Source organism: Shewanella aestuarii (genome assembly GCF_014647215.1).
GTDB lineage: Bacteria > Pseudomonadota > Gammaproteobacteria > Enterobacterales > Shewanellaceae > Shewanella > Shewanella aestuarii.
Genome location: NZ_BMOT01000002.1, coordinates 184,961 through 209,810, shown reverse-complemented (window position 1 = coordinate 209,810; position 24,850 = coordinate 184,961). Strand labels below are relative to the sequence as shown.

21 protein-coding genes and 1 riboswitch are annotated in these 24,850 nt (G+C 41.7%); of the genes, 10 read left to right on the top strand and 11 right to left on the bottom strand.

The genetic code is table 11. From position 1 onward, the window contains the following. Window positions 1-26 precede the first annotated feature (26 nt). From gshB to IEY03_RS04765, 6 genes are all read left to right on the top strand, one after another. Entirely contained in the window at window positions 27-977 is a 951-nt protein-coding gene (gshB, locus tag IEY03_RS04790; RefSeq protein ID WP_188840216.1) for a glutathione synthase, read from the top strand. Window positions 978-1,136: 159 nt separating this feature from the next. Continuing rightward, window positions 1,137-2,381: an alkaline phosphatase gene (locus IEY03_RS04785; RefSeq protein ID WP_229778205.1), complete on the top strand. Its 1,245-nt coding sequence runs from the start codon at window positions 1,137-1,139 to the stop codon at window positions 2,379-2,381. A gap of 131 nt (window positions 2,382-2,512) precedes the next feature. Further along, window positions 2,513-3,547, top strand: coding sequence for a methyltransferase (locus tag IEY03_RS04780; RefSeq protein WP_188840214.1), 1,035 nt, complete (start codon window positions 2,513-2,515; stop codon window positions 3,545-3,547). 158 nt (window positions 3,548-3,705) lie between these two features. Next, window positions 3,706-5,370, top strand: coding sequence for a flagellar assembly protein A (locus IEY03_RS04775; protein ID WP_188840213.1), 1,665 nt, complete (start codon window positions 3,706-3,708; stop codon window positions 5,368-5,370). Between the two features lie 55 nt (window positions 5,371-5,425). Beyond that, on the top strand, window positions 5,426-5,755 hold the full coding sequence (locus tag IEY03_RS04770; protein ID WP_188840212.1) for a DUF4144 family protein: 330 nt from the start codon (window positions 5,426-5,428) through the stop codon (window positions 5,753-5,755). Between the two features lie 64 nt (window positions 5,756-5,819). Beyond that, the gene (locus IEY03_RS04765; protein ID WP_188840211.1) at window positions 5,820-6,971 is read left to right on the top strand and encodes a site-2 protease family protein; all 1,152 of its coding nucleotides are present in this window, start codon (window positions 5,820-5,822) and stop codon (window positions 6,969-6,971) included. A gap of 699 nt (window positions 6,972-7,670) precedes the next feature. Here the strand turns inward: IEY03_RS04765 and IEY03_RS04760 are convergent. From IEY03_RS04760 to IEY03_RS04750, 3 genes are all read right to left on the bottom strand, one after another. After that, window positions 7,671-8,780, bottom strand: coding sequence for a succinylglutamate desuccinylase/aspartoacylase family protein (locus tag IEY03_RS04760; protein ID WP_188840210.1), 1,110 nt, complete (start codon window positions 8,778-8,780; stop codon window positions 7,671-7,673). Between the two features lie 15 nt (window positions 8,781-8,795). Further along, a complete protein-coding gene (gene lysC, locus IEY03_RS04755) occupies window positions 8,796-10,157 on the bottom strand; it encodes a lysine-sensitive aspartokinase 3 (RefSeq protein ID WP_188840209.1) in 1,362 nt (453 codons plus the stop codon). A gap of 79 nt (window positions 10,158-10,236) precedes the next feature. Beyond that, window positions 10,237-10,411: riboswitch (Lysine riboswitch) on the bottom strand. A gap of 278 nt (window positions 10,412-10,689) precedes the next feature. Next, window positions 10,690-11,118 (bottom strand): DUF3293 domain-containing protein, encoded by a 429-nt coding sequence (locus IEY03_RS04750; RefSeq protein ID WP_188840208.1) that lies wholly within the window; start codon window positions 11,116-11,118, stop codon window positions 10,690-10,692. A 606-nt stretch (window positions 11,119-11,724) separates the two neighbouring features. Between IEY03_RS04750 and arcA the strand changes: the two genes are divergently transcribed. Next, a complete protein-coding gene (arcA, locus tag IEY03_RS04745; protein WP_188840207.1) occupies window positions 11,725-12,441 on the top strand; it encodes a two-component system response regulator ArcA in 717 nt (238 codons plus the stop codon). Between the two features lie 100 nt (window positions 12,442-12,541). On the opposite strand, the gene IEY03_RS04740 is transcribed toward arcA, so the two are convergent. After that, window positions 12,542-12,880, bottom strand: coding sequence for a DUF3392 domain-containing protein (locus IEY03_RS04740; protein ID WP_229778193.1), 339 nt, complete (start codon window positions 12,878-12,880; stop codon window positions 12,542-12,544). Between the two features lie 56 nt (window positions 12,881-12,936). Between IEY03_RS04740 and IEY03_RS04735 the strand changes: the two genes are divergently transcribed. Together IEY03_RS04735 and IEY03_RS04730 are read left to right on the top strand one after the other, a co-directional pair. After that, window positions 12,937-13,863 (top strand): NAD(P)-dependent oxidoreductase, encoded by a 927-nt coding sequence (locus IEY03_RS04735; RefSeq protein ID WP_188840206.1) that lies wholly within the window; start codon window positions 12,937-12,939, stop codon window positions 13,861-13,863. 168 nt (window positions 13,864-14,031) lie between these two features. Continuing rightward, a complete protein-coding gene (locus IEY03_RS04730) occupies window positions 14,032-14,223 on the top strand; it encodes a bacterioferritin-associated ferredoxin (RefSeq protein WP_188840205.1) in 192 nt (63 codons plus the stop codon). Window positions 14,224-14,668: 445 nt separating this feature from the next. Here the strand turns inward: IEY03_RS04730 and parC are convergent, their stop codons facing one another. The 7 genes from parC to nudF all read right to left on the bottom strand — a co-directional run bounded on the left by parC (window position 14,669) and on the right by nudF (window position 22,793). After that, on the bottom strand, window positions 14,669-16,972 hold the full coding sequence (gene parC / locus IEY03_RS04725; RefSeq protein WP_188840204.1) for a DNA topoisomerase IV subunit A: 2,304 nt from the start codon (window positions 16,970-16,972) through the stop codon (window positions 14,669-14,671). Then, a complete protein-coding gene (locus tag IEY03_RS04720) occupies window positions 16,965-18,137 on the bottom strand; it encodes a PQQ-dependent sugar dehydrogenase (protein WP_188840203.1) in 1,173 nt (390 codons plus the stop codon). The genes parC and IEY03_RS04720 overlap by 8 nt, the downstream gene beginning before the upstream one ends. Before the next feature lie 94 nt (window positions 18,138-18,231). Then, window positions 18,232-20,118: a DNA topoisomerase IV subunit B gene (gene parE / locus IEY03_RS04715; protein WP_188840202.1), complete on the bottom strand. Its 1,887-nt coding sequence runs from the start codon at window positions 20,116-20,118 to the stop codon at window positions 18,232-18,234. A 49-nt stretch (window positions 20,119-20,167) separates the two neighbouring features. Next, on the bottom strand, window positions 20,168-20,743 hold the full coding sequence (locus IEY03_RS04710; RefSeq protein ID WP_188840201.1) for a YqiA/YcfP family alpha/beta fold hydrolase: 576 nt from the start codon (window positions 20,741-20,743) through the stop codon (window positions 20,168-20,170). A 71-nt stretch (window positions 20,744-20,814) separates the two neighbouring features. Continuing rightward, window positions 20,815-21,654, bottom strand: a complete 840-nt coding sequence (gene cpdA, locus IEY03_RS04705; RefSeq protein WP_188840200.1) for a 3',5'-cyclic-AMP phosphodiesterase — start codon at window positions 21,652-21,654, stop codon at window positions 20,815-20,817. Between the two features lie 32 nt (window positions 21,655-21,686). Next, window positions 21,687-22,133, bottom strand: a complete 447-nt coding sequence (locus IEY03_RS04700; RefSeq protein WP_188840199.1) for a DUF1249 domain-containing protein — start codon at window positions 22,131-22,133, stop codon at window positions 21,687-21,689. A gap of 33 nt (window positions 22,134-22,166) precedes the next feature. Then, the gene (gene nudF / locus IEY03_RS04695) at window positions 22,167-22,793 is read right to left on the bottom strand and encodes an ADP-ribose diphosphatase (protein WP_229778191.1); all 627 of its coding nucleotides are present in this window, start codon (window positions 22,791-22,793) and stop codon (window positions 22,167-22,169) included. A gap of 725 nt (window positions 22,794-23,518) precedes the next feature. On the opposite strand from nudF, the gene tolC reads away from it, so the two are divergent. Continuing rightward, window positions 23,519-24,826 (top strand): outer membrane channel protein TolC, encoded by a 1,308-nt coding sequence (gene tolC, locus IEY03_RS04690; protein ID WP_188840198.1) that lies wholly within the window; start codon window positions 23,519-23,521, stop codon window positions 24,824-24,826. The last annotated feature ends 24 nt before the right edge of the window (window positions 24,827-24,850 follow it).

The following is a 24,850-nucleotide window of genomic DNA, read 5'->3' as shown; positions in this document are numbered from 1 at the left end:
CATAATCACATTTTAAGGATATCTAGATGATCAAGCTCGGCATAGTGATGGACCCAATTAGCGACATCAATATCAAAAAAGACTCAAGCTTTGCCATGTTACTTGCCGCGCAGTCTCGCGGTTATCAATTGTTCTATATGGAAATGCATGATTTAGCTATGGTTAACGGTAAAGCAATGGGCAACATGCGCCCGTTAACCGTTTACAATGATGCGGCTAAATGGTTTGAACTAGGCGAAGCAACCGATAGCCCTTTATCAGACTTAGATGTGGTATTGATGCGAAAAGATCCGCCGTTTGATACTGAATTTATCTATGCAACCTATATGCTTGAGCGTGCCGAAGAACAAGGCACACTTATCGTCAACAAGCCGCAAAGCTTACGCGATGCTAATGAAAAACTCTTCACAGCTTGGTTTTCAGAATTCACCCCTGAAACAATAGTAACTCGCGATGCCAAACGTATTCGTGCGTTTCACCAGCAAAAATCTGACATTATCATCAAGCCGTTAGACGGCATGGGCGGCAGTTCTATTTTCAGAATTAAGCAAGATGACCCGAACGTCGGCGTGATCATTGAAACCTTAACCAACCACGGCCAACAATATGCTATGGCTCAGGCATTTATTCCTGAAATTACCTTAGGCGACAAACGCATTTTAGTGGTTGATGGTGAACCGGTTCCTTATTCATTAGCCCGTATTCCGATGAAAGGTGAAACCCGCGGTAATTTAGCTGCAGGTGGCAGTGGCGTTGCACAACCTTTATCAGAAAGTGATTGGAAAATAGCCCGAGCCCTAGGTCCCGAATTGAAAAAACGCGGCTTAATTTTTGTCGGTTTAGATGTGATTGGTGATAAACTCACCGAAATAAACGTCACCAGCCCAACGTGCATTCGTGAAATCGAAGCCGCATTCGACGTAGATATTACCGGAATGCTAATGGATGCTATCGAGGCTCGTGTAAACAACGCTTAATAATCAGGAACTTTCATGCTGTTTTTAAACACATACCGTGGTTTTATTGCTGCATTCATTTTGGCATCTAGCCAACTATTTGCCGTTAATGCAGTGGCTAATGACGATAACTTAGCAACAGACAAGCAAGCCCAAGCAAGTACGCCAGCGGCGATTGCTATGGCAAATAATGCCCAAAACATCTCTCAATCTCGTCCGAAAAATATCATTATCATGATAGGGGATGGAATGGGGCCCGCTTACACCTCGGGATACCGTTACTATAAGGACAACCCTGAAACCGAAGAAGTTGAGCAGACAGTATTTGACCGTCTTCTTGTTGGTATGGCCAGCACCTATCCTGCCAGAGTCAGCGGTTATGTAACCGACTCAGCAGCGGCGGCAACCGCTTTATCGACTGGCTTTAAAAGTTATAACGGGGCGATCAGTGTTGATGTTGAAAAACGTGAGCTTGCCACCTTGCTTGAAAAAGCCAAAGCATTAGGTTTATCAACAGGGGTTGCGGTAAGCTCACAGGTAAACCATGCCACACCAGCTGCCTTTTTAACCCACAGTGAAAGCCGTAAAAACTATACTGAAATTGCCGAGCGCTATCTTGATACCGATGCAGATGTTATTTTAGGTGGCGGACAGCGCTACTTTTCAGAAGAGCTAATTAACAAATTCACCGCGAAAGGTTACCAGCACATCACAGAAATGAGCCAACTTGACTCTGTCACCACACCTAAAGTGTTGGGGTTATTGGCAGACGTACAATTACCTTGGGTGATCAATAACAAACCAGCCAATCAGCTCAGCTTGCTGACACAAAAATCACTCGAGTTGTTATCTCAAAACCCAAATGGTTTTGTACTACTTGTAGAGGGCAGCTTAATAGATTGGGCGGGGCACAGTAATGATATCGCTACTGCCATGGCTGAAATGGACGGTTTTGCCCACAGTATAGAGGTGGTAGAACAATTTGTTCGCCAACAAAAAGACACCCTAATGATAGTCACCGCTGACCATAACACAGGTGGCTTATCTGTTGGTGCTAACGGTGAATATGCCTGGAAACCAGAAGTACTACAGCGGGTAAAATCCAGTCCAGATATGATTGCTGCCAAAGCGATCGCCGCACAAGAATGGCAACCAATCGTCACTGACTTATTAGGTTTTGAACCAAAAATACAAGAGTTCGCTACGCTAACCAATGCTCGTATGCAGGGAAACGAAGCGATGGCAATTGCATTACGTAAGCTTATCGATATTTATTCAAATACTGGCTGGACAACAGAAGGTCACACGGGTGGTGATGTGCAAGTGTTTGCTTCAGGCCCAGGGGCTAAACTGTTTTCAGGCCATCAGGATAATATCGACATCGCTAATAAGATTTTCAGCCTATTGCCCACATCAGTGCAATAACAAGCGATAATTGCCTATAAAGCATTATGCTTGAAAATGTGGGCAGGTATTTAGCCAGTAAAAGTAACTTTGAAGCGACGTCCGTCGCTTCAATCTTTTAAATGTTTCAATGAAAAATGAAGTAGGTCAAGGTGTTAACAAATCCATCTCAATTAATATTAAGAAACAGCGACGAATTTGCCGGCCTTAACCTGCTTATCATTAATTATGAGTCTGATACGTTAGCCCAGCAATGCCTAGAAAGCGCCAAACAGGTTACCGCTTTAGCCTTAGACTACCATCACCATTTAACGTTAGCCCCTTTAGCAAATGACAACCTAAGTTGTTACTTTGGCCACAAATTACCCGACACGCTTAATAGTGAAAAGTTTGATGCTGTCATAGTGTATTTCCCTAAAGCCAAGCCCTTAGCTGAGTATTTATTTACCTTAGCGGCCAACCATCTTAATGACGACGGTTTATTACTTATTGTCGGTGAAAACAAAGGTGGGATTAAATCTGTAGGCAAATTATTGCCCGATTTTTTTACCCCCGCAATCAAGCTTGATAATGCGCGCCATAGTTTACTTTACCGTGCCTTTCTAACCCGCCCAGCACCTGCATTAATCATGCAAGATTGGGTCAGCGAATACACCTTGGCCACTCCGCAAGGTGAAATCACCATTTGTAACTTTGTTGGAGTATTTAGCGAGAAAAAACTCGACCTAGGTACTGAACTGCTGCTATCTCATTTACCTCAATTAAACGGCCGGGTATTAGATTTTGGCTGCGGTGCCGGCGTGATTACCGTGGCATTACTAAAACAGTACCCGAGCCTCAATATTGAATGTATCGACATTAATGCCATGGCACTTGCGTCATGTCAGTTAACCTTAAAAGCCAACAAAATGCAGGCTAAAGTGTACCCATCTGACGGGTTTAACCAAATTAACGATAAATTTGACGGTATTATTTCTAATCCACCTTTTCACGATGGATTAGACAGCACCTTTGCTATTGCCAATGCATTTGTTAGCCAAAGCGCCGCGCGTTTAAATCCGAAAGGAGTGTGGCAAATTGTGGCAAACAGGCACTTACCCTATGCCGATAACATTGCCAATGCTTTTGGCTCAGTCAATGTGCCAGCCGAAAACAACAAGTACAAATTGTACTTACAGAAAGTTTAGTAAACCAAACATCAAACATAACTTACAAATTAATGCCACTTTACGCATAGCTAAAGGCTTTGATGCTGGATTATCAAGCTAAATTCAGCTAGATTTAGGCTACGTTGATATTTATCAAACCTAATATCTCAAATAAAAAAAATAAAGAAAAGGATGTTATGTTAGAACCTACATGTGCCGTATTAAGTGCCGATCTATCTAAGGTGGAGCTAAGACTCACCCCGAACACGCACGGGCCGATTTCAAATGAGGATATCATTCAGCTACTGAAACAGCCTGAATTTGCCATGCTATCCCCCATTACCCCTGCTATTGACAAAGCCGTGAATGAAGTTAATTCGCTTTGCGGTCAAAACCCCGGAAAACACGAACTCTTTTTCACGATAGCAGAACGCAAAGATGGCACCATTAGCATTAAAGTCAGCGATGACAAAATGCATGCTTCAATGACCATTACCTCTGCTTGGGGTGGAAAAGATATTGCATTAGCCGATGTATTAAATACCCTTAAAAGCCATAAAATTAAAATGGGTTTAAGTAAACCTAAAATTATGGCGCTGATGCAAAGATTAGATATTCTACCTCCTGGTGAAAGCTGCGAAGGTGAAATTGCCACAGGTAAAGCGCCAGTAAATGGTGAACATGCCATACTGACCCGTAAAGTCCCGTTAGCACGTGAACGATTACTACAACCTCAAGAGCGCGAAGATGGCTCTGTTGATATGCGCAACTTAGGTGCACTGGTTACCGTCAAACCCAACGATGTTTTAATGATCAAAAAGCCAGCTACTGAAGGCGTACCAGGTTATAACGTGCATGGTGATATCTTAAATCAAATGCCGGGTAAGGATTTATTAATGATCCCCGGAGACGGTACAGCCCTTCACCCAAACGATCCGAATAAACTGATCGCCACCGTATGCGGTCAACCGGTTGAAAATCGTAAGGGCATGCAAGTTGATGATGTACTGCAGATTAAAAATGTCGACGTGAAATATGGTCATGTCGACTTTAAAGGCAGTATCTTAATCACTGGCGATGTCCACGAAGGCATGGAAGTGAAGTCCACCGGCGACATTACCGTCATGGGCTTTGTTGATTCAGCCACCCTTGAGGCCGAAGGTGATGTTATTGTTAGTAAAGGCGTTATTGGCCGATTAATTAAAGATCATGAACTCAGTACCAAAATTACGGCTCATGGACAGATTTGCGCTCAGTTTGTGCAATATTCAGAGCTAACAGCAAAAGGTGAGATTCTCGTCACCAAACAGCTATTACATAGTCACTCTGAAGCAGGCACTACCATCACAGTAAGCGATGCCACAGGTAAACGTGGTGACTTAGTTGGCGGAAAAGCGACTGCAGCAAAAGGCATTCACGCTGTAGCATTTGGCGCAACGGCTGGCACAAAAACTGAATTATTTTGTGGCATGCAGCAACAAGAATTAAAGCAGAATTTAAAAGCCTTAGATGAAAGCGTTAAACAGCTTGTCGTCGCAGGACTTGATATTGAATCTAGGTTAAAAAAACTGCCTCCGAAATCAGAATGGCAAAATGATGCAGGTATGATTGAGCAAGTGAAAATGATGCTGGATCAAAAAAATCAGATTGCGGCTGAACGTTTGAAAGAAGAAATTGAATTCGAACAAATTAAGAATGAAGTCGAAGATTACTACGATAAATATTTTATCAAAGCTGGCCGAAATATATTTGCAAACGTTGAAGTGCATATTGGTAATGCGCAAAATAGAACTCAGCGAGAGCATGGTCCCTGCGTGGTTAAAAATATTAATGCCGAAATCAGTTATGACTACAGTAAATAATCGTTGAATTAACAACCTTAATGACAACGCTCTATCATGCTAGGTCGTTCACCTCATGAATAACATCTATTGGCCAGCCATCGTGCAACTGCATTTGCACGATGAGCTCATCTACATTAAAGATCCTCATGCATGGCAAAATTTTCTTATCACTGATGCCATCCATCTTGCTCCTGAAGACCAACTCATTGATAGTAACGGCCAATGCTATTTACTTTCTCCGCAAGCTAGTCAGCACAGCCTTATCCCCTCTGGTAAATTAACCGTCAGTCAGTTTATTCCTTTGGTACAACAATATGCTCAATTGCAGGGACATTGTTGCAGCAGTAAACTAATGTTCACCAGTTTCGAACAGGGATTTGCGATAATAGATCAGCTAGATTGATTGAGCTATTGCTAACCCTCTGGCAAAATAGCGCTAATTTTAGTGAGTGAGTTTGAGAGTGTGCATGGAGTTATTAAATATTGAGTGTCTGGGCAAACGGTTACGTTTAGAAGGCTCAATGGCAGGTTGGCAACAGTTATACTGGGACAATCAGCTCGTGTCACAAAAATCAGCCACTCCTGATAACCAGGTATTTAATATTCATCAATTTGAGTTGACCTTGCAGCCATCGCCGTCCACTTCTAATGAGGCTTTATCACAAACTCCCCAAAGCGACACGCTAGTTGAAACTCAAGTAAAAAAAATTCCCGTCCGTTTGGAAGTCGATGTGAAATGGCAGCCATTCAATTTGGAATATTGTGTATTAATTGATGAAGAGCAGGTCAGTCAGGGACAGCGTACCACCAAAGATATTGAACAACAGGTACCTGAAATTCCAACACCCAAAGCCAATAAAATCAGTATGATTGGCTTAGCCTCATTAGGTTTTAAACTGCTAAAAAGCGCAAAGGTCGTCAAAGCGCTATTAGCCGGTGCCAGCGTGGCGGCTTATTCATGGTTATTCTCTATCGAGTTCGCACTCGCCCTCATTGCCTGTTTGGTATTTCATGAGTATGGCCACATTAAAGCCATGAAACACTTTGGCATGAAAACCAAAGGCATTTATCTAATCCCTTTTATGGGCGGTTTAGCCTTATGCGACGAACGGATTAACACCCGCTGGCAAGATGTGGTGATCTCCATTATGGGCCCAACCTTTGGCTTATTTTTATCAATAGCGAGTTTGGTGGCCTACTGGGTCACAGGCAATGTATTCTTTGCCGGATTAGCTGCCTTTAATGCTTTACTCAACCTGTTTAATCTATTGCCTATTTTGCCATTAGACGGCGGCCATATTTTAAAAAGCATCAGTTTTTCAATGAACAGTCTTGCAGGGTTAATCGCCTGTATCGCAGGCGCGGCCATTGGGGTGTATATCAGTTACAATCTAGGGTTAGCCTTATTGGGCTTCTTGTTGCTTATCGGCAGTTTAGAAATTGTTTTCGAATGGCGAGGACGTCATCACAGTCATTTGTTGCCACTCGACCGTTATGGCCAAATCTTTTCAACGATTTGGTATTTGCTTACCGTGGGAAGTTTAGTCGCGATCATTTGGCTCGTTGCTGATACGGGTGATGACATGCTGCGTATGCCACTAGAAATCTTAAAAAGCTAGTTGATTTGAAGTGAGTTGAAGCGGTATTCAACTGCATCAACTCACAAAGAATAGCCCATGAGAGTGTAGGCTTAAATAGAACCCAACTTAAAAAATACCAATCTTAATTATCATTATCAATAAACTAGAACCTGATCTGTATAAAGCTTAATGCGACTTTTAATATTTGTCTCAATTTTTTGTTGGTAAATTTGTGACCAATAATTCATGTTAATCAATTGCCTGCCGCAGGCTTTAGTGCAGATAATCCAGCGAGACGCCGCAAGCACGTCCATGTGGGCTTAACCAAAACATCCCTGTTTTGGATACTCGCTGGCTCATCTGCACCTGAATTTTCTCCTCTTCGATTTGACCACTAGTATTGCTACGAATAACAACCAAGATCTAGAGCTTTATTTCCAATGAAGCCCAATCGAAGATATTAGGTTTAAGCGCGGCTGTGACCGTCGATGGCAGGGAGGCCATCGTTGAGCTTAAAGGGACGTACTTGCTGCGAGTCACAGAAGTGCTTACACGTAAGGTCGCTCGTTCACATGCATGTGATCGCGACATTCCGTTCATCCTGAACACTACTACGGCAGGCAATTGATTTGATTAAGGCTTAGCGTTAACACGGGCTATCCAATATAAATCTAGATCATCAAAATTCTTTACCTGAAGAATTTAGCAAGCCTTCCATGGCTATCAGAAACACCAAAATCAAAGCTCAAACACATTGGTCATTACTTTATAAAGCTCAGTGCCTTGATGCACAGAAGCCGATGCAAAGTGCAAAATAGGCACGCAGTCTTTATCTAAACTCAGTGGTGTGAACGCTTGGTCCGAACCGTATAAATCCAATCTAAGCATATTCACTAAGGTTTGTCCCGCAAGCAAAGGTTGACCAACTGTCGCGCAATATTCGACCATGCCAGATTGCGGTGCATGAAACTTTTTATAGTCCTTTAAATAACATGCATAACGCGGCATTTCAGCGGGTTGTATTACTTCTTTAATCACCCCGCGATGGCTTAAATACGCCATAATGCCTTTAGCATCGACCAGCGCATCGGCCATATCAATTCGCTCTTGACTAGCAAGTTCAAGGGTAAACGCGGCCACTGGCACTGTAAAATGACGCCCTTGGCTGGCGGCATATTCAGTAAGCTGCCACCAAGGACAAAACGCCGCTTCGTCCATCGCACCGCCAAAACTATTAGGAATAATTAGGCTGTAAGGAATAGAGAAAAAACGCGCTGAACGCATATCGTATTCGGGACAATAAAGGTGTTTACATGACTTTGGCCCAGTGTGCAGATCTAACACAATATCCGCTCGATGGGCCAATGACTGTAAACTCACCGCTAAACGATGACCTGTGGTGATCCCCCAAGGCTGCTGTAATTTGCTTTCACAGGCTTCAACTAGCATAGATTTATAGGCTTGAATCAATTGTGCATCAGACAAGCTTTGATGCTCGAAATACCAAGCAGCAACATCGACCTTGTGATCTAAATACTCTCGATTCCAGTTAACCCCTGTAATAGGATCAAACCGACCTAAAGTAAACTCACCACTTTTTTGGTTAATTCCCAAGGGATTGGCTAAAGGGGCAAGCACAATATCGCCTAAAACCTGACAGTTTTCGAGCATGCTCATCAACTGATAAATCACCGCATTACCCTGCACTTCTGCGCCATGCACATTGGCCTGAACATACACAGCAGGAGCTGTGCTATCTGTGCCTTTAAAGGTAAATAAAGGCACATTTAGCATTTGCCCCGCGGCAAGTTCACCAACATTGAGTGCACTTCGTATTGCTTTAGTCATCAATGGCTCCGTAACTTATGACTCAAACAGATTTTGATGTAAGGCTAATACCACTTGCGCGGCTTCGGCTTCATCCACTAACACACATAAGTTATGTGGACTGGCACCTTGGCAAATCATCCGCACATTGTGTTTTTCTAAAACCTGAAACACTCGACTACAAATACCAGCCGTTGAAGCAATTTTATTACCGATAATGGCAACTAAGGCTAGCTTGTCTTCGACGCGCACACGGCAATGCTGAGACAATTCTTGTAATAATGATTCGCTTAGCAAGCCTTGACCACTTGAGTCTGATCCAGTTTTGTCTAATGTGAGCGAGACATTAACCTCTGAAGTGGTGATCAAATCGACTGAGATTTTATGACGCGCTAATGTGGCAAATGTTTCTGCTAGAAAGCCCTGAGCATGGAGCATTTGTAAACTGTGTAGATTTAATAAGGTTTGATCGCGACGTAATGCTACCGCACGGTAAACAGGTGTATCTTCTACTTGATGACGGATCCAGGTGCCACCGGCATCAGGATCTTTACTTGAGCCAACAAACACCTGAATTTTCTGACGCACGGCTGGCAAAATTGTCGCTGGATGCAAAACTTTTGCGCCAAAAGTTGCCATTTCTGCGGCTTCGTTGAAGCTGATCTCCGCAATAGGGCGCGCATTGGGTGCTAAACGTGGATCTGTGGTGTAAATGCCCGCTACATCGGTCCAAATTTCGACAGCATGAGCCGATAACGCCTCAGCAAGTAACGCAGCAGAATAATCACTGCCTCCACGGCCTAATGTGGTTGTACGGCCCTGTTCGTCTGCACCAATAAAGCCTTGAGTCACTATCACTTGATTAGCTAATAATGGCTGTAAAAAATCACCCGATAAGGTGGCAATTTGTTCAATTTGCGGTTCTGCACGACCAAAATGGCTATCGGTACGTAATACCTGGCGCACATCAAACGCATTCGATGCGGTACCTTTTTCACGGATAACTGCGGCAAATAACACTGATGAACACTGTTCGCCCATCGACAGCAATTCATCCATCAGCGCTTTACTACGATCCAGTACCAGAGATTCACTTAATACTGACATCCGGCTGAGTAATTTATCGATTTGTGCAGCGATATCTTGTGGACGCCCTAATTGGTCAATAATTCGGTATTGAATTTGTGCTATTTGCTTTAATAAACTTAAACGACGCTCGTCATTGACGTTGGCACTGGTTAGCTCAACCAATAAATTAGTCACACCACTTGATGCACTTACCACTACAACACGGGTATTAGGATTTGCTAAAACGATATCGGCACAACGACTCATCGCAGGGTAATCTGCAACAGAGGTCCCACCAAACTTGGCTACAACTAATTGATTTAACGACATTAAATACGCTCCGAACTAAACTTCGTTCGAAGAGCCTGGTGCAAAGATAACGCACCCTTAAAGAAGGGAAACAGCAATCACCACCAGAAGCTCTCCACCAAAAAACAGGTGACAATCGTTAGGATTCAACCTAATCGACCGATAAATTAAATAACCAAATTTGATTTATCTCGGCGTTAATCTCCCTCATAAGCTGTCATAGGAATTGGTTTTCCTCAAGCTTACTACCTAGTTAACGCTCCTCTTCTGTGCCTCCCATAAGGAGGGATGTGCAAAATAACAATAAACCTATGACTAAGTCAATGTACAAAATATCAACTTGAAGTTTTAAGAACTGAATGGACTATTTTAACAAGCACACAATGAAACAATGATGCGATATTTCTCTGAAAAAATAAGTCGCTAAGCAAGGAATGAGTATATATCGCCAAGATTTACGCTAAAAATCAGTCGTGGGTATTAAAAATCTCAGGCCATTTGTTAATTTTATTGTCCCGTAAAAAAATTAACAAATGTGCGCAAAAAGAAATAACTATAATTCAGGTAAATCACTCACCAACTTTAAACGCTGATGAAATAACCCCATCGGGACCTCGTCTCTGTGGGGCTCAAAGCAAGATATTAGCGACAGTAAACCTTGATTAACATAATAAATAGCATGCTGACCAAACTCTCTACCTAACTCAAGCGCTTGATCTTTATCTATAAATACTGCCCAGCTTTTCTCCATATGGGAGAGATCAGGTGCTGCGCCAACCAAACAGCGATATGGACTTTGATACTGCAAAATTTTCGATTGTAGTGCCCTATCTCGTAAACGGTTCTGGCTTGGAGTTAACAGAGTACCAAGAGGATTATGCGCGGTAACAATTGCAAAAGAAAAATCATTAGATAAGGGCTGAGTGAGTAAAAATTCAGTGTTTTGATAGTTCTGCCACAGCATGTCGATAACATTTTCCATAAAAAATCTCGCCAAATAAGCCGAAAACAGTGTAGCAGAAGGGTTTAAATAACGAAAGATTTGCGATACAGGTCACAATTTAAAAAATAAGTAAAAGCATTTAAATCATAATCTTACGTAAAAACTACCGTTTCAATTAAACCTTTGTTAATAATTTTATTAACAATTCATTTGTTAACAAATTCAAAAAAAGTGTACAATGACCAGCATTAGTTCTTTAATCGTCACAAAAATCCTACTTTAGAAAGATTTTGTAACGTTTCAGTTTGTGATTTACTGAGCTAAAGTTTTACCGTTGCCCAATAAATGTTCTACTTTTAAAGGCCTATCAATAAATACATAGGTTTAGTTAACATCTACAGGAACTTTTAAGGTATTTAAGGTTCACAGTGTATAGCAGCGGTATTACCCTTTTTTGACAAAGACGTTTTTAACGGCTTTTGTAAAACTCATTCGGATATCAAATGAGAGAGTGTTTAAGTTCAGGGTAGACATAGTTAAACACCCAATAATAGAGATTTTTAACGTGTGCTGCAGCGCATACGGACAATCCTAGCCAAGATGCTAGGTCACAAATTTTATCATTTTTATTTTAGGTAACTTATTATGCAAAACCCACATATTTTAATTGTTGAAGATGAAGCAGTAACTCGTAACACTTTACGTAGCATTTTTGAAGCTGAAGGCTATGTCGTCACTGAAGCAAACGACGGTGCTGAAATGCATAAAGCAATGCAAGAAAACAAAATTAACTTAGTGGTAATGGACATTAACCTACCGGGTAAAAATGGTTTGTTATTGGCTCGCGAATTGCGTGAAATCAACAATATTGGCCTAATCTTTCTAACGGGTCGTGATAACGAAGTTGATAAAATTTTAGGTTTAGAAATTGGTGCCGATGACTACATTACGAAACCATTTAACCCTAGAGAATTAACCATTCGTGCACGCAACCTTTTAACTCGCGTGAACAGTGCTGGCGCTGATAGCGAAGAGAAAGGTTCAGTTGAACACTACCGTTTCAACGGTTGGAGCTTAGAGATCAACAGCCGTTCTTTAGTTAACCCACAAGGTGAGTCTTACAAGCTACCACGCAGTGAATTCCGTGCCATGCTTCACTTTGTTGAAAACCCAGGCAAAATTTTAACTCGTGCAGACCTGTTAATGAAAATGACTGGCCGTGAGCTGAAACCACATGACCGTACAGTTGACGTAACTATTCGTCGTATCCGTAAGCACTTTGAAAGTTTAGCGGACACGCCAGAAATCATCGCCACTATCCACGGCGAAGGCTATCGTTTTTGTGGTCAATTAGAAGACTAATTATTATCTGCAACCCTATGGGAAACAGATGAAAATAACCGAGCATTCATGCTCGGTTTTTTTATCTGTTAACTTGTCAAAGCGCTACCGGATTAATGGCTTATACCTGACGATTTTTTTGTGCCCAAAATCCTAATAACATAAAACTTGCCATTATAATTAATAACATCCAATAACCAGGCATTAGTCTAAATTGCCTTGCTAAGATTGGACTTAATGCAACAATGGCGAGCCCATATCCAAAAGCATTAATCAACACAAACACTAAAGTGCGAACAATAAAGCCTTGGCCAGATAATATTCGCCTGACAATACGATTAATATCAACAGCGAACATGACTATCACACAGGCGACCAATGCGGTGCTCACTTCACTTATCCATGGCAAAATAGAGTTCGCCAACTGATTTAACATCGAAATAATTTGATTCAAATACACCTCATATCTACTATTGCGCTATCAACTCTTTGATATCAGACAACTGGGTTATTGTTATGGTTAATAAATTACTATTGCTTACACGAGAAAACGAGGTTTATCGTGATTTATTAATAAAACGCAATTTAGCTGATTTAGTCATCTTGGGTGACTCTCCTAGTAGTATCACCGAGGCCAATATTTGGTTTGCTGAGCCAGCACTTGCCGCGCCGTTACTTAATCACGCCAGACATTTACGTTGGTTACAGTCGACCTTTGCTGGAGTAGATAAGTTGATGGCACCAAGGCAAAGACAAGATTATCAATTAACTAATGTGCGGGGTATTTTTGGGCCATTAATGAGCGAATATTTGTTTGGATATTTACTGGCTCACAATCGACAACATCAGCATTACCAACAACTGCAACAACAAAAGCTGTGGCAGCCTGGCAATTATCAAACTCTTCAAGGTCAGCAACTGTTACTGTTAGGAACAGGTTCAATTGCTGTCCATATTGCTACTACGGCCAAACATTTTGGCATGAAAGTTATAGGGATAAATCGAAAAGGCCAAGCAATCACAGGTTTTGACCTGGTGGATAAAATAGATAATTTATCTCAATATTTGCCTGAAGCTGACGTAATAGCCAGCGTGTTACCGAACACGCCTGCAACCCAGAATATTCTCAATCGCCAAAGCTTGGCACTATTAAAATCTGATGCTGTGCTATTCAATTTAGGACGCGGCAATGTACTCGACCTCGATGCATTGGCCGCACAATTAGCACTAAAGCCTCATCAGCAGGCAATTTTAGATGTTTTCAACCAAGAACCCTTACCCAGCGATCATCCCATTTGGTTATCTACCAATGCGATAATCACTCCGCATGTCGCCGCTCCGAGCTTTCCAATGCAAACCGTGGATGTGTTCTGTAACAACTACGCTTTATGGCTTAATGAACAGCCATTAAATTTTCGTGTTGATTTTGAAAACGGATATTAATTTTCAATAAGTTACCAGCAGATGAATACTAAGCTACTCGTTGAAAGTGATAAATGTATCATTTTTAGTCAAAAGTTATTGCCAATGATAACGGTTTTCATTTAGAATTAGATTCATTGAAGAACGCTATGTTGTTTATAACTTATTTCACCAGGTGTAGAGGCTAATATGTACGTTTGTCTTTGTCATGCAATTACAGATAAGCAAATTAAAGAAGCGGTTCGCCAAGGCGATTGCTCATTAGCTGATGTTAAAAAACGTTTAGGCGTGGCTGATCAATGTGGTAAATGTGCCAGAATGGCGAATCAAATAATCCAAACTCAGTTAGAGTTTGAGCCAAACTTTTACGAAGTGGCATAACACTTCAATAGTATTCTTTCTATTGTTTGTGATGAGTTAAATAGTATTCATCACAAATCCTGCAATACCTCTCTCAGTTAATTATTTTGTATTTGTGTGGTTTCAGTTGAGATTTTTCGAACTAAAACCCTTTAGACTATTGCACTTATTGCTATTTGAACAAATCACAATCTAGATTTGCAGCAATAGAACCTAAAGTCGATTCTTCCGCCAAAAAACCGATACTCAAGCTTTCATATTCATATATTTAATATCAATTACACTCATAAAAAACCAATTTTCCGCCAATCACTCAGCGCAGTTATCTTATTGCTGCAAACCGCTACTTGATATGAAGTTATAGGCCTTTTGTGGGTTATTAATTGAGTGATGAAATGGTTATAAACAAAAAGCTCACGCTTTCACGTGAGCTTTATTGATTAACAACACAGTCTATCAGAATAAGCTATTCTGCACTGACCTGCGGCTCAGAACCAGTATCATCAATAGCTACCTCTACTGCTTCAATATCGACACTGTCTACGCGTTGTAAACCTCTTGGTAACTTGGCGCCTCTGCGGCCGCGCTCCCCACGATAATGCTCTAAATCGCTGGCTTTAAGTGTTAGCTTACGTTTACCTGCCCAAAGGGTCACAGCTGCGCCATTTGGTACTACGTTTAAGTGCAGGAGTAGCTCTTCACGATTTTTGGCGCGTTCGCTTGGAATACCAATAATCTTGTTACCTTTACCTTTAGATAATTGTGGTAAAGCATCTAAACTGAACATCAGCATACGACCTTCACTGGTGATAGCCAATAATGACTGATCTTTGTCTTTGCTGATCAATTTAGGCGTCATCACCTGTGCGTTGGCAGGTAAAGATAATAATGCTTTGCCGGCTTTATTGCGGCTAACCATATCCGCGTAGGCGCCAATAAAACCATAACCCGCATCACTGGCTAATAAATAGCACTGCTCATCCTCGCCCATAATAACGTGTTGCATCACAGCGCCAGGAGCCATATTAAAGCGCGTAGTGATTGGCTCACCCTGACTTCTGGCTGATGGTAGCGTATGACTGTCGGTGGCAAACGCGCGCCCTGAAGAATCAACAAATACGGCGGCTTGGTTACTTTTTCCCATGGCACTGCAGAGGTAACTGTCGCCCGCTTTATAGTTTAATCCTTGTGCATCAACATCATGACCTTTAGCGCAGCGCACCCAGCCCTTTTCTGACAACACAACGGTGACGGCTTCAGTTGGAGTCAGTTCTTGCTCGGTTAATGCTTTTGATTCTTTACGTTCAATAATCGGTGAGCGGCGGTCATCACCAAAGGTTTCACCGTCTTGAATAAGCTCTTTTTTAACTAAGGTTTTTAAACGACGATCTGAACTTAAAATCAATTCCAGCTTGTCACGCTCAGCCATCAATTCATTTTGTTCAGCGGTAATTTTAAACTCTTCAAGCTTGGCAAGATGACGTAATTTTAACTCTAAAATTGATTCAGCTTGTTTATCACTTAAGTTAAAACGAGCCATTAATTCCGCTTTAGGTTCATCGTGGAAGCGAATAATTTCAATCACTTCGTCGATGTTCAAAAACGCAATCATTAACGCTTCTAAAATATGTAAACGCGCTAGCACTTTATCTAAACGATATTGTAAACGGCGGGTCACAGTCGAAACACGATACTCTAACCATTCCGTTAACATGGTCAGCAAGCCTTTGACCTGCGGACGTCCATCTAGCCCTAACACGTTTAAGTTAATACGGAAGCTTTTTTCCAAATCGGTTGTGGCAAATAAATGCGCCATTAATTGATCGCAATCAACCCGATTTGAGCGGGGTACAACGACTAACCTCACTGGGTTTTCATGATCTGACTCATCACGTAAATCACTGACCATCGGCAGTTTCTTGGCCTGCATTTGAGCGGCAATTTGTTCTAATATTTTGCCACTACCTGCTTGATGAGGCAGAGACGTGATAATGATTTCGTGGTTTTCAACACTGTAAACCGCACGCATTTTGATTGAGCCGCGGCCGGTTTGGTAAATTTTCTCAATGTCTGCACTTGGGGTAATGATTTCCGCTTCTGTTGGGTAATCAGGACCAGGAACAAGCTCCATTAAACGGGATAACTCAGTCTTAGGATTATCTAATAACTCAACACAAGCCGACACTAACTCACGCACATTATGCGGTGGTATATCGGTGGCCATTCCCACTGCAATCCCTGTAATACCGTTCAAAAGAATGTGCGGTAGCCTTGCAGGTAATGTTTTCGGCTCTTTTAATGTGCCATCAAAGTTAACGCCCCACTCAACTGTGCCTTGACCTAATTCAGACAATAACACTTCGGAAAATTTTGACAGTTTCGCTTCGGTATAACGCATTGCAGCAAATGATTTAGGATCGTCTGGTGCTCCCCAGTTACCTTGACCATCTACCAGCGGATAACGATATGAGAATGGCTGGGCCATTAATACCATGGCTTCGTAACATGCGCTGTCACCATGAGGATGATACTTACCTAATACGTCACCGACTGTACGCGCTGACTTTTTAGGTTTTGATTGAGCTGATAGTCCCAGTTCACTCATCGCATAAATAATGCGTCGCTGAACAGGCTTTAATCCATCACCAATATGCGGTAATGCACGATCCATGATCACATACATCGAATAGTTTAAATAAGCCTCTTCGGTGAATCGGCGCAGAGGCATTTGCTCCACGCCATCTAAGCTTAATTCAATCGCATCACTCATCGGTGCTTTCCTGTGTTTGTTCAGAGGCTTTATAGAATAAACGGTATACGTTACCTTTTAAGTCATCTGAGATATAAATTGCGCCATCTGGTGCCGTCAGCAGATCAAATGGTCGGGCGACGGGGAACTCTCCGTCTAAAAAACTCACAACGGTTTCCCGATCTGAGATAGTCGTTTTAGATTGGCTATGATCTAGCGTTAACATCACAATTTGATAACCCACTTTACTTGAACGATTCCATGAGCCATTTTCAGCTAAAAATAACTGCTGTTGATAGCGCTCAGGAAATTGCTGGCCCCGGTAAAAATGTAATCCTGTTGGTGATACATGGGCGGGTAATTCGAAAATAGGTGGGGTAATTTTTAAATTAGTGGGTTTGTCGTAGGCGGGCTCTTTCACATCTGTTGCATGGATATAGGGAAAACCAAAATGAGTCCCTTTCACATCAATACGGTTAATCTCATCGGCGGGTAAATTATCTCCCATCCAGTTACGCCCAAGATCTGAAAACCACATTTGATTACTGTTAGGTTCCCAATCAAACCCCGTTACACTTCGTACGCCTAATGCCACTTGCTCACTTGCACCTGTTTGCACATTGATCGCTAATATACTGCCATAAGGTGCTGGAGCCTCACACACATTACATGGCATACCTAAAGCGACATACAAACGCCCATCTGGACCAAAGCGCATGGCTCGAGTATAGCGTTTATCTAATTCTGGTAAGTTGGTATAAACTTCTTTGGCTCGATATGGGCGACGTAAACGCTCCTCGATGTCTTCATATTTGATAATGCGATCTTCTTCACTCACGTACAAATCGCCTTTATAAAAGGCGAGCGCATCAGGACTTTCAAGACCTTTAGCCAGCACATATCGCTTATCAACCTGACCATCTTGATCATTATCCACTAAGGCATATAAGGTGCCGCTTTTTTGTGAACCCACAAATAACGTACCATTATCACCTAAGGCCATTTGCTTAATATCACCTAAATCTGAGGCGTATAAAGACAAGCCAAAACCTTTAGTGACGGTAATCATTACCGATTGAGTTGCATGAGCATAACTGGCAATCACCGAACTTAGTCCTAAAAAGACGCAAGCTTTAACGATCCATTCCCAGCCATACTCGAATGACTTCGATTTGATATACAACATCTAATTATTCTTTTGCCTCTAATTCTTATTATTGTCGGAAATAACTTATTGGATAACCACTTTCATATAACCTAACCTCCTTAAAAGATTATGGTTAGATTTGTGCTAAATCCCCTTTTGTTTCTAACCAACTTTTTCTATCTGGCGAACGCTTTTTAGCAAGTAACATATCCATCAATGCATCAGTACCATCGGCATCATCAATGGTTAATTGCACTAAACGACGAGTATTAGGATCCATGGTGGTTTCACGCAATTGCAGTGGGTTCATTTCACCTAGTCCTTTAAATCGAGTAACCTGAACTTTACCTTTTTTCTTCTCTGCCGTAATACGGTCTAATATACCGATTTTCTCTGCTTCATCGAGGGCGTAAAAAACTTCTTTGCCTAAATCGATTCGAAATAACGGTGGCATGGCAATATACACATGGCCTTTTTCAACTAGTACTCGGTAATGCTTTAAAAATAAAGCACAAAGTAACGTGGCGATATGTAAACCATCCGAGTCAGCATCGGCTAAAATACAAATTTTACCATAACGCAACTCATCAATATTGGCACTGTCTGGATCACAGCCAATAGCCACTGAAATATCGTGTACTTCCTGAGATGCTAAAACCTGAGCAGAATCAACTTCCCATGTATTTAGAATTTTACCACGAAGCGGCATAATCGCTTGAAACTCACGGTCTCTCGCTTGTTTGGCACTGCCACCCGCCGAGTCTCCTTCAACTAAAAACAGCTCGCCACGCATTGGGTCTTGGCCAGAGCAATCTGTGAGTTTACCCGGTAAAGCTGGGCCTGATGTCACCTTTTTACGCGCCACTTTTTTAGCCGCTTTTAAACGACGCTGCGCGTTACTGATGCAAAGCTCGGCTAATTGCTCAGCTAACTCAGTGTTTGAGTTTAACCATAAAGAAAAGGCATCACGCACAATACCTGACACAAACGCAGAACTTTGACGGCTAGACAATTTTTCTTTCGTTTGCCCAGCAAACTGAGGGTCTTGCATTTTTATTGAGACAATAAATGCCGCTTTATCCCAAATGTCTTCTGGTGATAATTTGATCCCACGGGGCACTAAATTGCGAAATTCACAAAACTCACGCATGGACTCTAACAGGCCTTGTCTAAAGCCGTTAACATGCGTTCCGCCTAGTGGTGTGGGAATTAAGTTAACGTAACTTTCATTTAGACTTTCACCGCCTTCAGGCAACCAAGTAATCGCCCACTCTGCAGCTTCAAGTTCACCTTTAAAACTGCCTACAAAAGGCTCTTCAGGTAATAAAGGTGAGTCTTTTACCGCTTCTTTTAAGTAATCGGTTAAGCCACTTTCATAAAACCATTCATGCACTTCACCATTTTGTTTATTGGTGAATTTAATTCTAAGTCCTGGGCATAAAACGGCTTTGGCGCGCAATATATAGATTAGCTTTGAGGTAGAGAAATTTGCCGAATCAAAATAACTGCTATCAGGCCAGAAATGTACGCTAGTACCTGTATTGCGACGACCACAGGTACCGGTAACGGTTAGCTCTTCAACTTTGAAACCATTCTCGAAGGCCATTTCGTACACTTGGGCATCGCGACGGACTGTGATTTGAACGCGTTTTGACAGTGCGTTCACCACTGAAATACCTACCCCGTGTAAACCACCGGAGAATTGATAATTTTTATTGGAAAACTTACCACCCGCATGCAGTTTGGTAAGGATAAGCTCAACCCCAGGAATGCCCTCTTCTGGATGAATATCAACAGGCATACCACGACCGTCATCGGTCACTTCAAGGGAGTTATCGGCGTGCAGTACCACTTCAATTTTTGTCGCGTGACCAGCCAGAGCTTCATCGACGCTGTTATCAATAACTTCTTGACCTAGATGATTGGGGCGGGTGGTGTCGGTATACATGCCCGGACGGCGTTTTACCGGGTCGAGTCCATTGAGGACCTCAATTGCATCTGAAGTATATTGATTAGTCATATTCCACACATTTTGTTATTCATTAAGCAAAAAGGCTTAATTTTGATTGTTAAGGCAGCTGAAGAAATCGACAAATTTTATCGAGCTGTTGCTCGTATCCCACAAAACTGTGGTCGCCATTAGGTTCGAGATGTAATTCACAGCAATGATACTTGTGCAAAGCCTGACGATAATCTAACACTTCGTCACCAGTTTGCAACAAAACCAAGAATCTATCGGGGTGACATATGACATTTGTATCATATTCAGCCACAGCGATACGATCTTCATCTACGACCTGATAATGTTCACCAGTATAGGGATTATATTGGTCACCCAAAAACTCTTCAAATAAATCATACGGTTTTACTGCCGGATTAACTAAAACAGCTTTGCCGCCGTATTTTTCGGCCAAAAAACTCGCAAAATAACCGCCTAAGGACGAGCCAATAAATCTTAAGGGCTCACCATCGGCAACTGCGCGCTCGGTTAATGCCGTTAATAATGCGATTGCATCATGGATTGATGTTGGTACTTGTGGCTGATGAAACGTTAAATTAGGGTAGTGTTGGCGGATATAATTTGCCGTTTGCACCGCTTTATCAGATTGATTAGAGCTATTAAATCCATGTATATAAAGCAGCATATATCCTCACGCGACGGTCAATGAGTATTGACACGTTATCACAAGCTTATTAATAAGTGTTTCGAGAGAAGTTAGTAGCCGCTGGCTTCATTGTCAGGAGTAAAATGGTCACCTGCCACACGATACACTTCAGTACGAATGCTACCATCGCACAGCAGCTCCAGCAAACGATAACCGGGTTGAACACCATCTAAGGCAAAATGATCTGATAAAGGCTTAAATTGAATACATGTGGAAGGTGTGGCCATTAATGCCACGTTACCATGTGGTCCAGAATACTGCTGGTTAACCTGTTGATGCACATGCCCCCACAACAAACCTTTTACTTGTGGATACTGGCTTACACGGTCGAGAAAATCTGGGCCATTGGCCATGCAATGCTGATCTAACCAACCGCATTGCATTAAGATAGGGTTGTGGTGCATGACTAATAATACATGTTTGTCTGGCTCAGCTTTAATTGCTGTATCAATGAGAAGAAACTGTTGTTCGCCCATAAAACCACCAGGCTTACCACGAACAGTAGAATCCAACATCAAAATTTGCCAATCACCCGCAATAATGCGCTGCTGGCCAAACACGTTTGCTCCTTGCATATGCAAAGCCATCATTCGCGGATCATCATGATTACCTGGCAGATAATGGCAGGGCAAATTGACACTGGTTATTTGGCTGACAAAATTATGGTAAGAAGTGGCTGAATAATCTTGGCTGATATCGCCTGAGGCGATGAGTAAATCAGCTTTTTCCGGTGAGTTAATGAATGTATCGAGAACTGCTTGCAAACTTTTGGCAGTATTAACACCCAATAATTGAGATTCAGGATCAGCAAAAAGGTGCGGATCCGTAATTTGGATCAGACGCACCGATTGGTTATCTTCAAAAGTGTAATTAACAGCTGACTTCAGCACTTACTATTCCCAAAATCTATTGTTTCAAGTTATTACGACGGCACAATACTGTGGCATCCAATTTTTAATAACTCTTCCAAAAATGCATTCACCTGAAATTTCTCGTCTGCCTGATGCATATGTATATTGGGATAATCATATACTGGTTTAAAACTAAAAATCTGTTGGCTAGTTAACACTTCTGCTAATTGAGCGTCATGATAAACCCGCACCACCACTTTTGGCGACAACACAAACAAGCTATGAGGCAAGCTGCGTGAAATTTCAATTAACTGGGTGTATTTGGTGTTTTCTAGCAATGTCACCGCTAACGAGCCGAACTCACCATCAATGGTCCACATGGTGTCATGTTCAGATTCATCCGGTAACCATTTTAAAATCAGCGCATAGTTACGCCCACACAAGGCTAAAAAAGCACTTACGTTAGGTTGGTATTTGTTTTTTTCTAGCGGATTTAACCTAGCCACCTGATTAACCATGCCCTCAGTTTGTGTACAACAACATAAAATAAATTAGTTTGCTGACTGATATTGCTGATAATTCAACATCAACCATTGGATCCCAAGTACCGTTGAAGCATTATCTATTCGTCCAGACTGCACCCATTCATAGGCCTGAACACGACTCACAACATGCACTTTAATGTCTTCATCTTCACTATCAAGGCCATGTAAGCCTTTAGCCTGGCTTGCATCAACACGGCCAATATATAAATAAAATCGCTCGCTGGTGCCACCGGGGCTCACTAAATAACTATTAATATAATCAATATGACTGGCGGTTAGGCCTGCCTCTTCAAAAAGCTCCCGACTTGCAACTTGCTCAGGGCTTTCCCCTGGCTCGATCATACCTGCCACAAGCTCAAGAAGCCAGATTGATTTAGTGGTTGCTAATGCTGGTACACGTAACTGTTCAATTAACACTACTTGATCTAAAACCGGATCGTAAGGCAGGATGACGACGGCATGTCCGCGCTCAAACACTTCACGCGTTATTTCACCACTCCAACCACCAGCAAATAATCTATGTTTGAATTTATACTCATCTAAGCGAAAAAAGCCTTTATAAAGAACACGTTTCGACAGTAATTCAAAGTCATCGTCAGCATTAAAACTTGCAGTCATTTTGTTATTTTTCATGGGTAATCCAGTGCTATTGGGGCTAAAAGGCCAACTGAAAAATTACAACGTAAAGGAGAGATATTAGCGGGCTGTAATCTTTCATAGGCAAAGTTGGTTCTAGTTTACATCAGCTCGGTAAGTGCATATTAAACCACCGTTTGCACCGCTAACTTTGTTGAATTGACCTGTAATAGGCCAGTTACTGACGTGTAAATTAACCAAGTTATCAGCGCAAAGTTCAAGTTTGACGGTAAGCAATAGAGGTATGAGTCCTTTAAAGTTCGTCTATTCACCTCTAACCCCGAGTTGAAGTTAGTTAACTTTAGCGTGAAATAAAATCTGTTACACTTCAAAGTTGACTTAGGATGAGAAGTTTTTAATATTCAATATTCTAGAAAGTAAGATTTTACTTCTATTGAGTAACCCCTTACTCTGACAACTATAAGACAACATGGCTCAGAAGCGAAGTCACTTTTGAACTGACAATGTTGCAATAGAGTAAGTTATGTAATATCTGACTATAGAGTGAGTAAATTTTTTACAATTTACACTGTAGTGAATGACTAATTTATTTATGCTTGGTAAATAGGTGTTTACACTCATCAGCCAGCATAGCGCAAGTCGAATTGATAGAAGTAGACTCACTTAATTGAGCGCTTCAACTTAGACTAGCCACAAACTTAAAGATTAAAAAGTTCGTTAATTCCATAACTAAATATAAGCATTGTCTAGAAGGACAGAAAATGAAATTCAAAATGGGTTCTTTATACGCAGCGTTGTCGTTTGCAGTCATTGCACCAACGGTACAAGCTGACGATTTAATGCAAATATACCAACAAGCGCTGACAAGTGATCCTGTGGTATTGCAAGCTCAAGCACAACGTGACGCGTTATACGAAAGGATTGAAGAAAATCGCGCACCTTTGTTACCTACCATTAGTGCCAATGTCGGTTATTCTAAAGCATGGAATAAATACGATGGCGCTGAAACGATGAAGCCAGAAGGGTTTACTGGTGGCGTACAGTTAAGCCAACTGATTTATGACCACAGTGCTTGGGTCGGTTTAGACCTAGCTGAAATGGCAGCATCTCAAGCCGATGCCGCGTATGCGACCGCATTACAATCGCTTATTACTCGTGTCACTAATGCTTACTTTAATGTATTAACAGCAAAAGATAACTTTGAGTTCCAAGGTGCAGAAAAAGCAGCAATTGAACGTCAACTTGAACAGACAAAACAACGTTTTGCTGTAGGTTTAACGGCGATCACTGATGTTCATGAAGCTCAGGCACAATATGACTTAGCTTCTGCACAAGAAATTTTAGCTGAAAATAATCTTGCAAACAGCTATGAAGCGCTGCGTGAAATTACCGGTATCGACCATAAGTCACTCAACATTCTAGACACAAACCGTTTTTCTGCAGGCACTCCTGCACCAGAAAAATCAACCGACTGGTTAAAAATGGCTGAAACAAGCAGTTTAGCGTTATTAACCCAACGTATTGGTAAAGATATCGCCAGCGAAACCATCAAACTGTACAAAGCAGGTCATATGCCTTCTTTAAGTTTAGATGCAGGCTACACCAAAGGTTTCGAACAAAAGCCGACAGCTGACTTTGACAGCAGTAACATTGGTATCACGTTACGTGTGCCGATTTTTGAAGGTTTTAAAGTCTCTTCACAAGTCAAGCAAGCGCAATTCCAATACGTTGAAGCAAGTGAAAAACTTGAGCAAACTCATCGTGGTGTTGTAAAAGATGTGCGTAATAACTTCAACAACGTATCGGCTTCAATTAGTTCTATCCGAGCTTACGAGCAATCTGTAGTGTCTTCAGAAAGTGCTTTAAAAGCAACTCAAGCTGGATTTGAAGTAGGTACCCGTACCATCGTTGACGTATTAAACCGTACTCGTGATTTGTACGATTCTAAGCGTAAATTATCAGATGCTAGATATGGCTATATCAATTCAATTGTGGCGCTAAAGCAAGCTGCAGGTACATTGAATGAAGATGATGTCATTGCTATCAACAATGGGCTGATGCCTCAGTAGTTTTGAGCCAGCTGCAAATAAAAA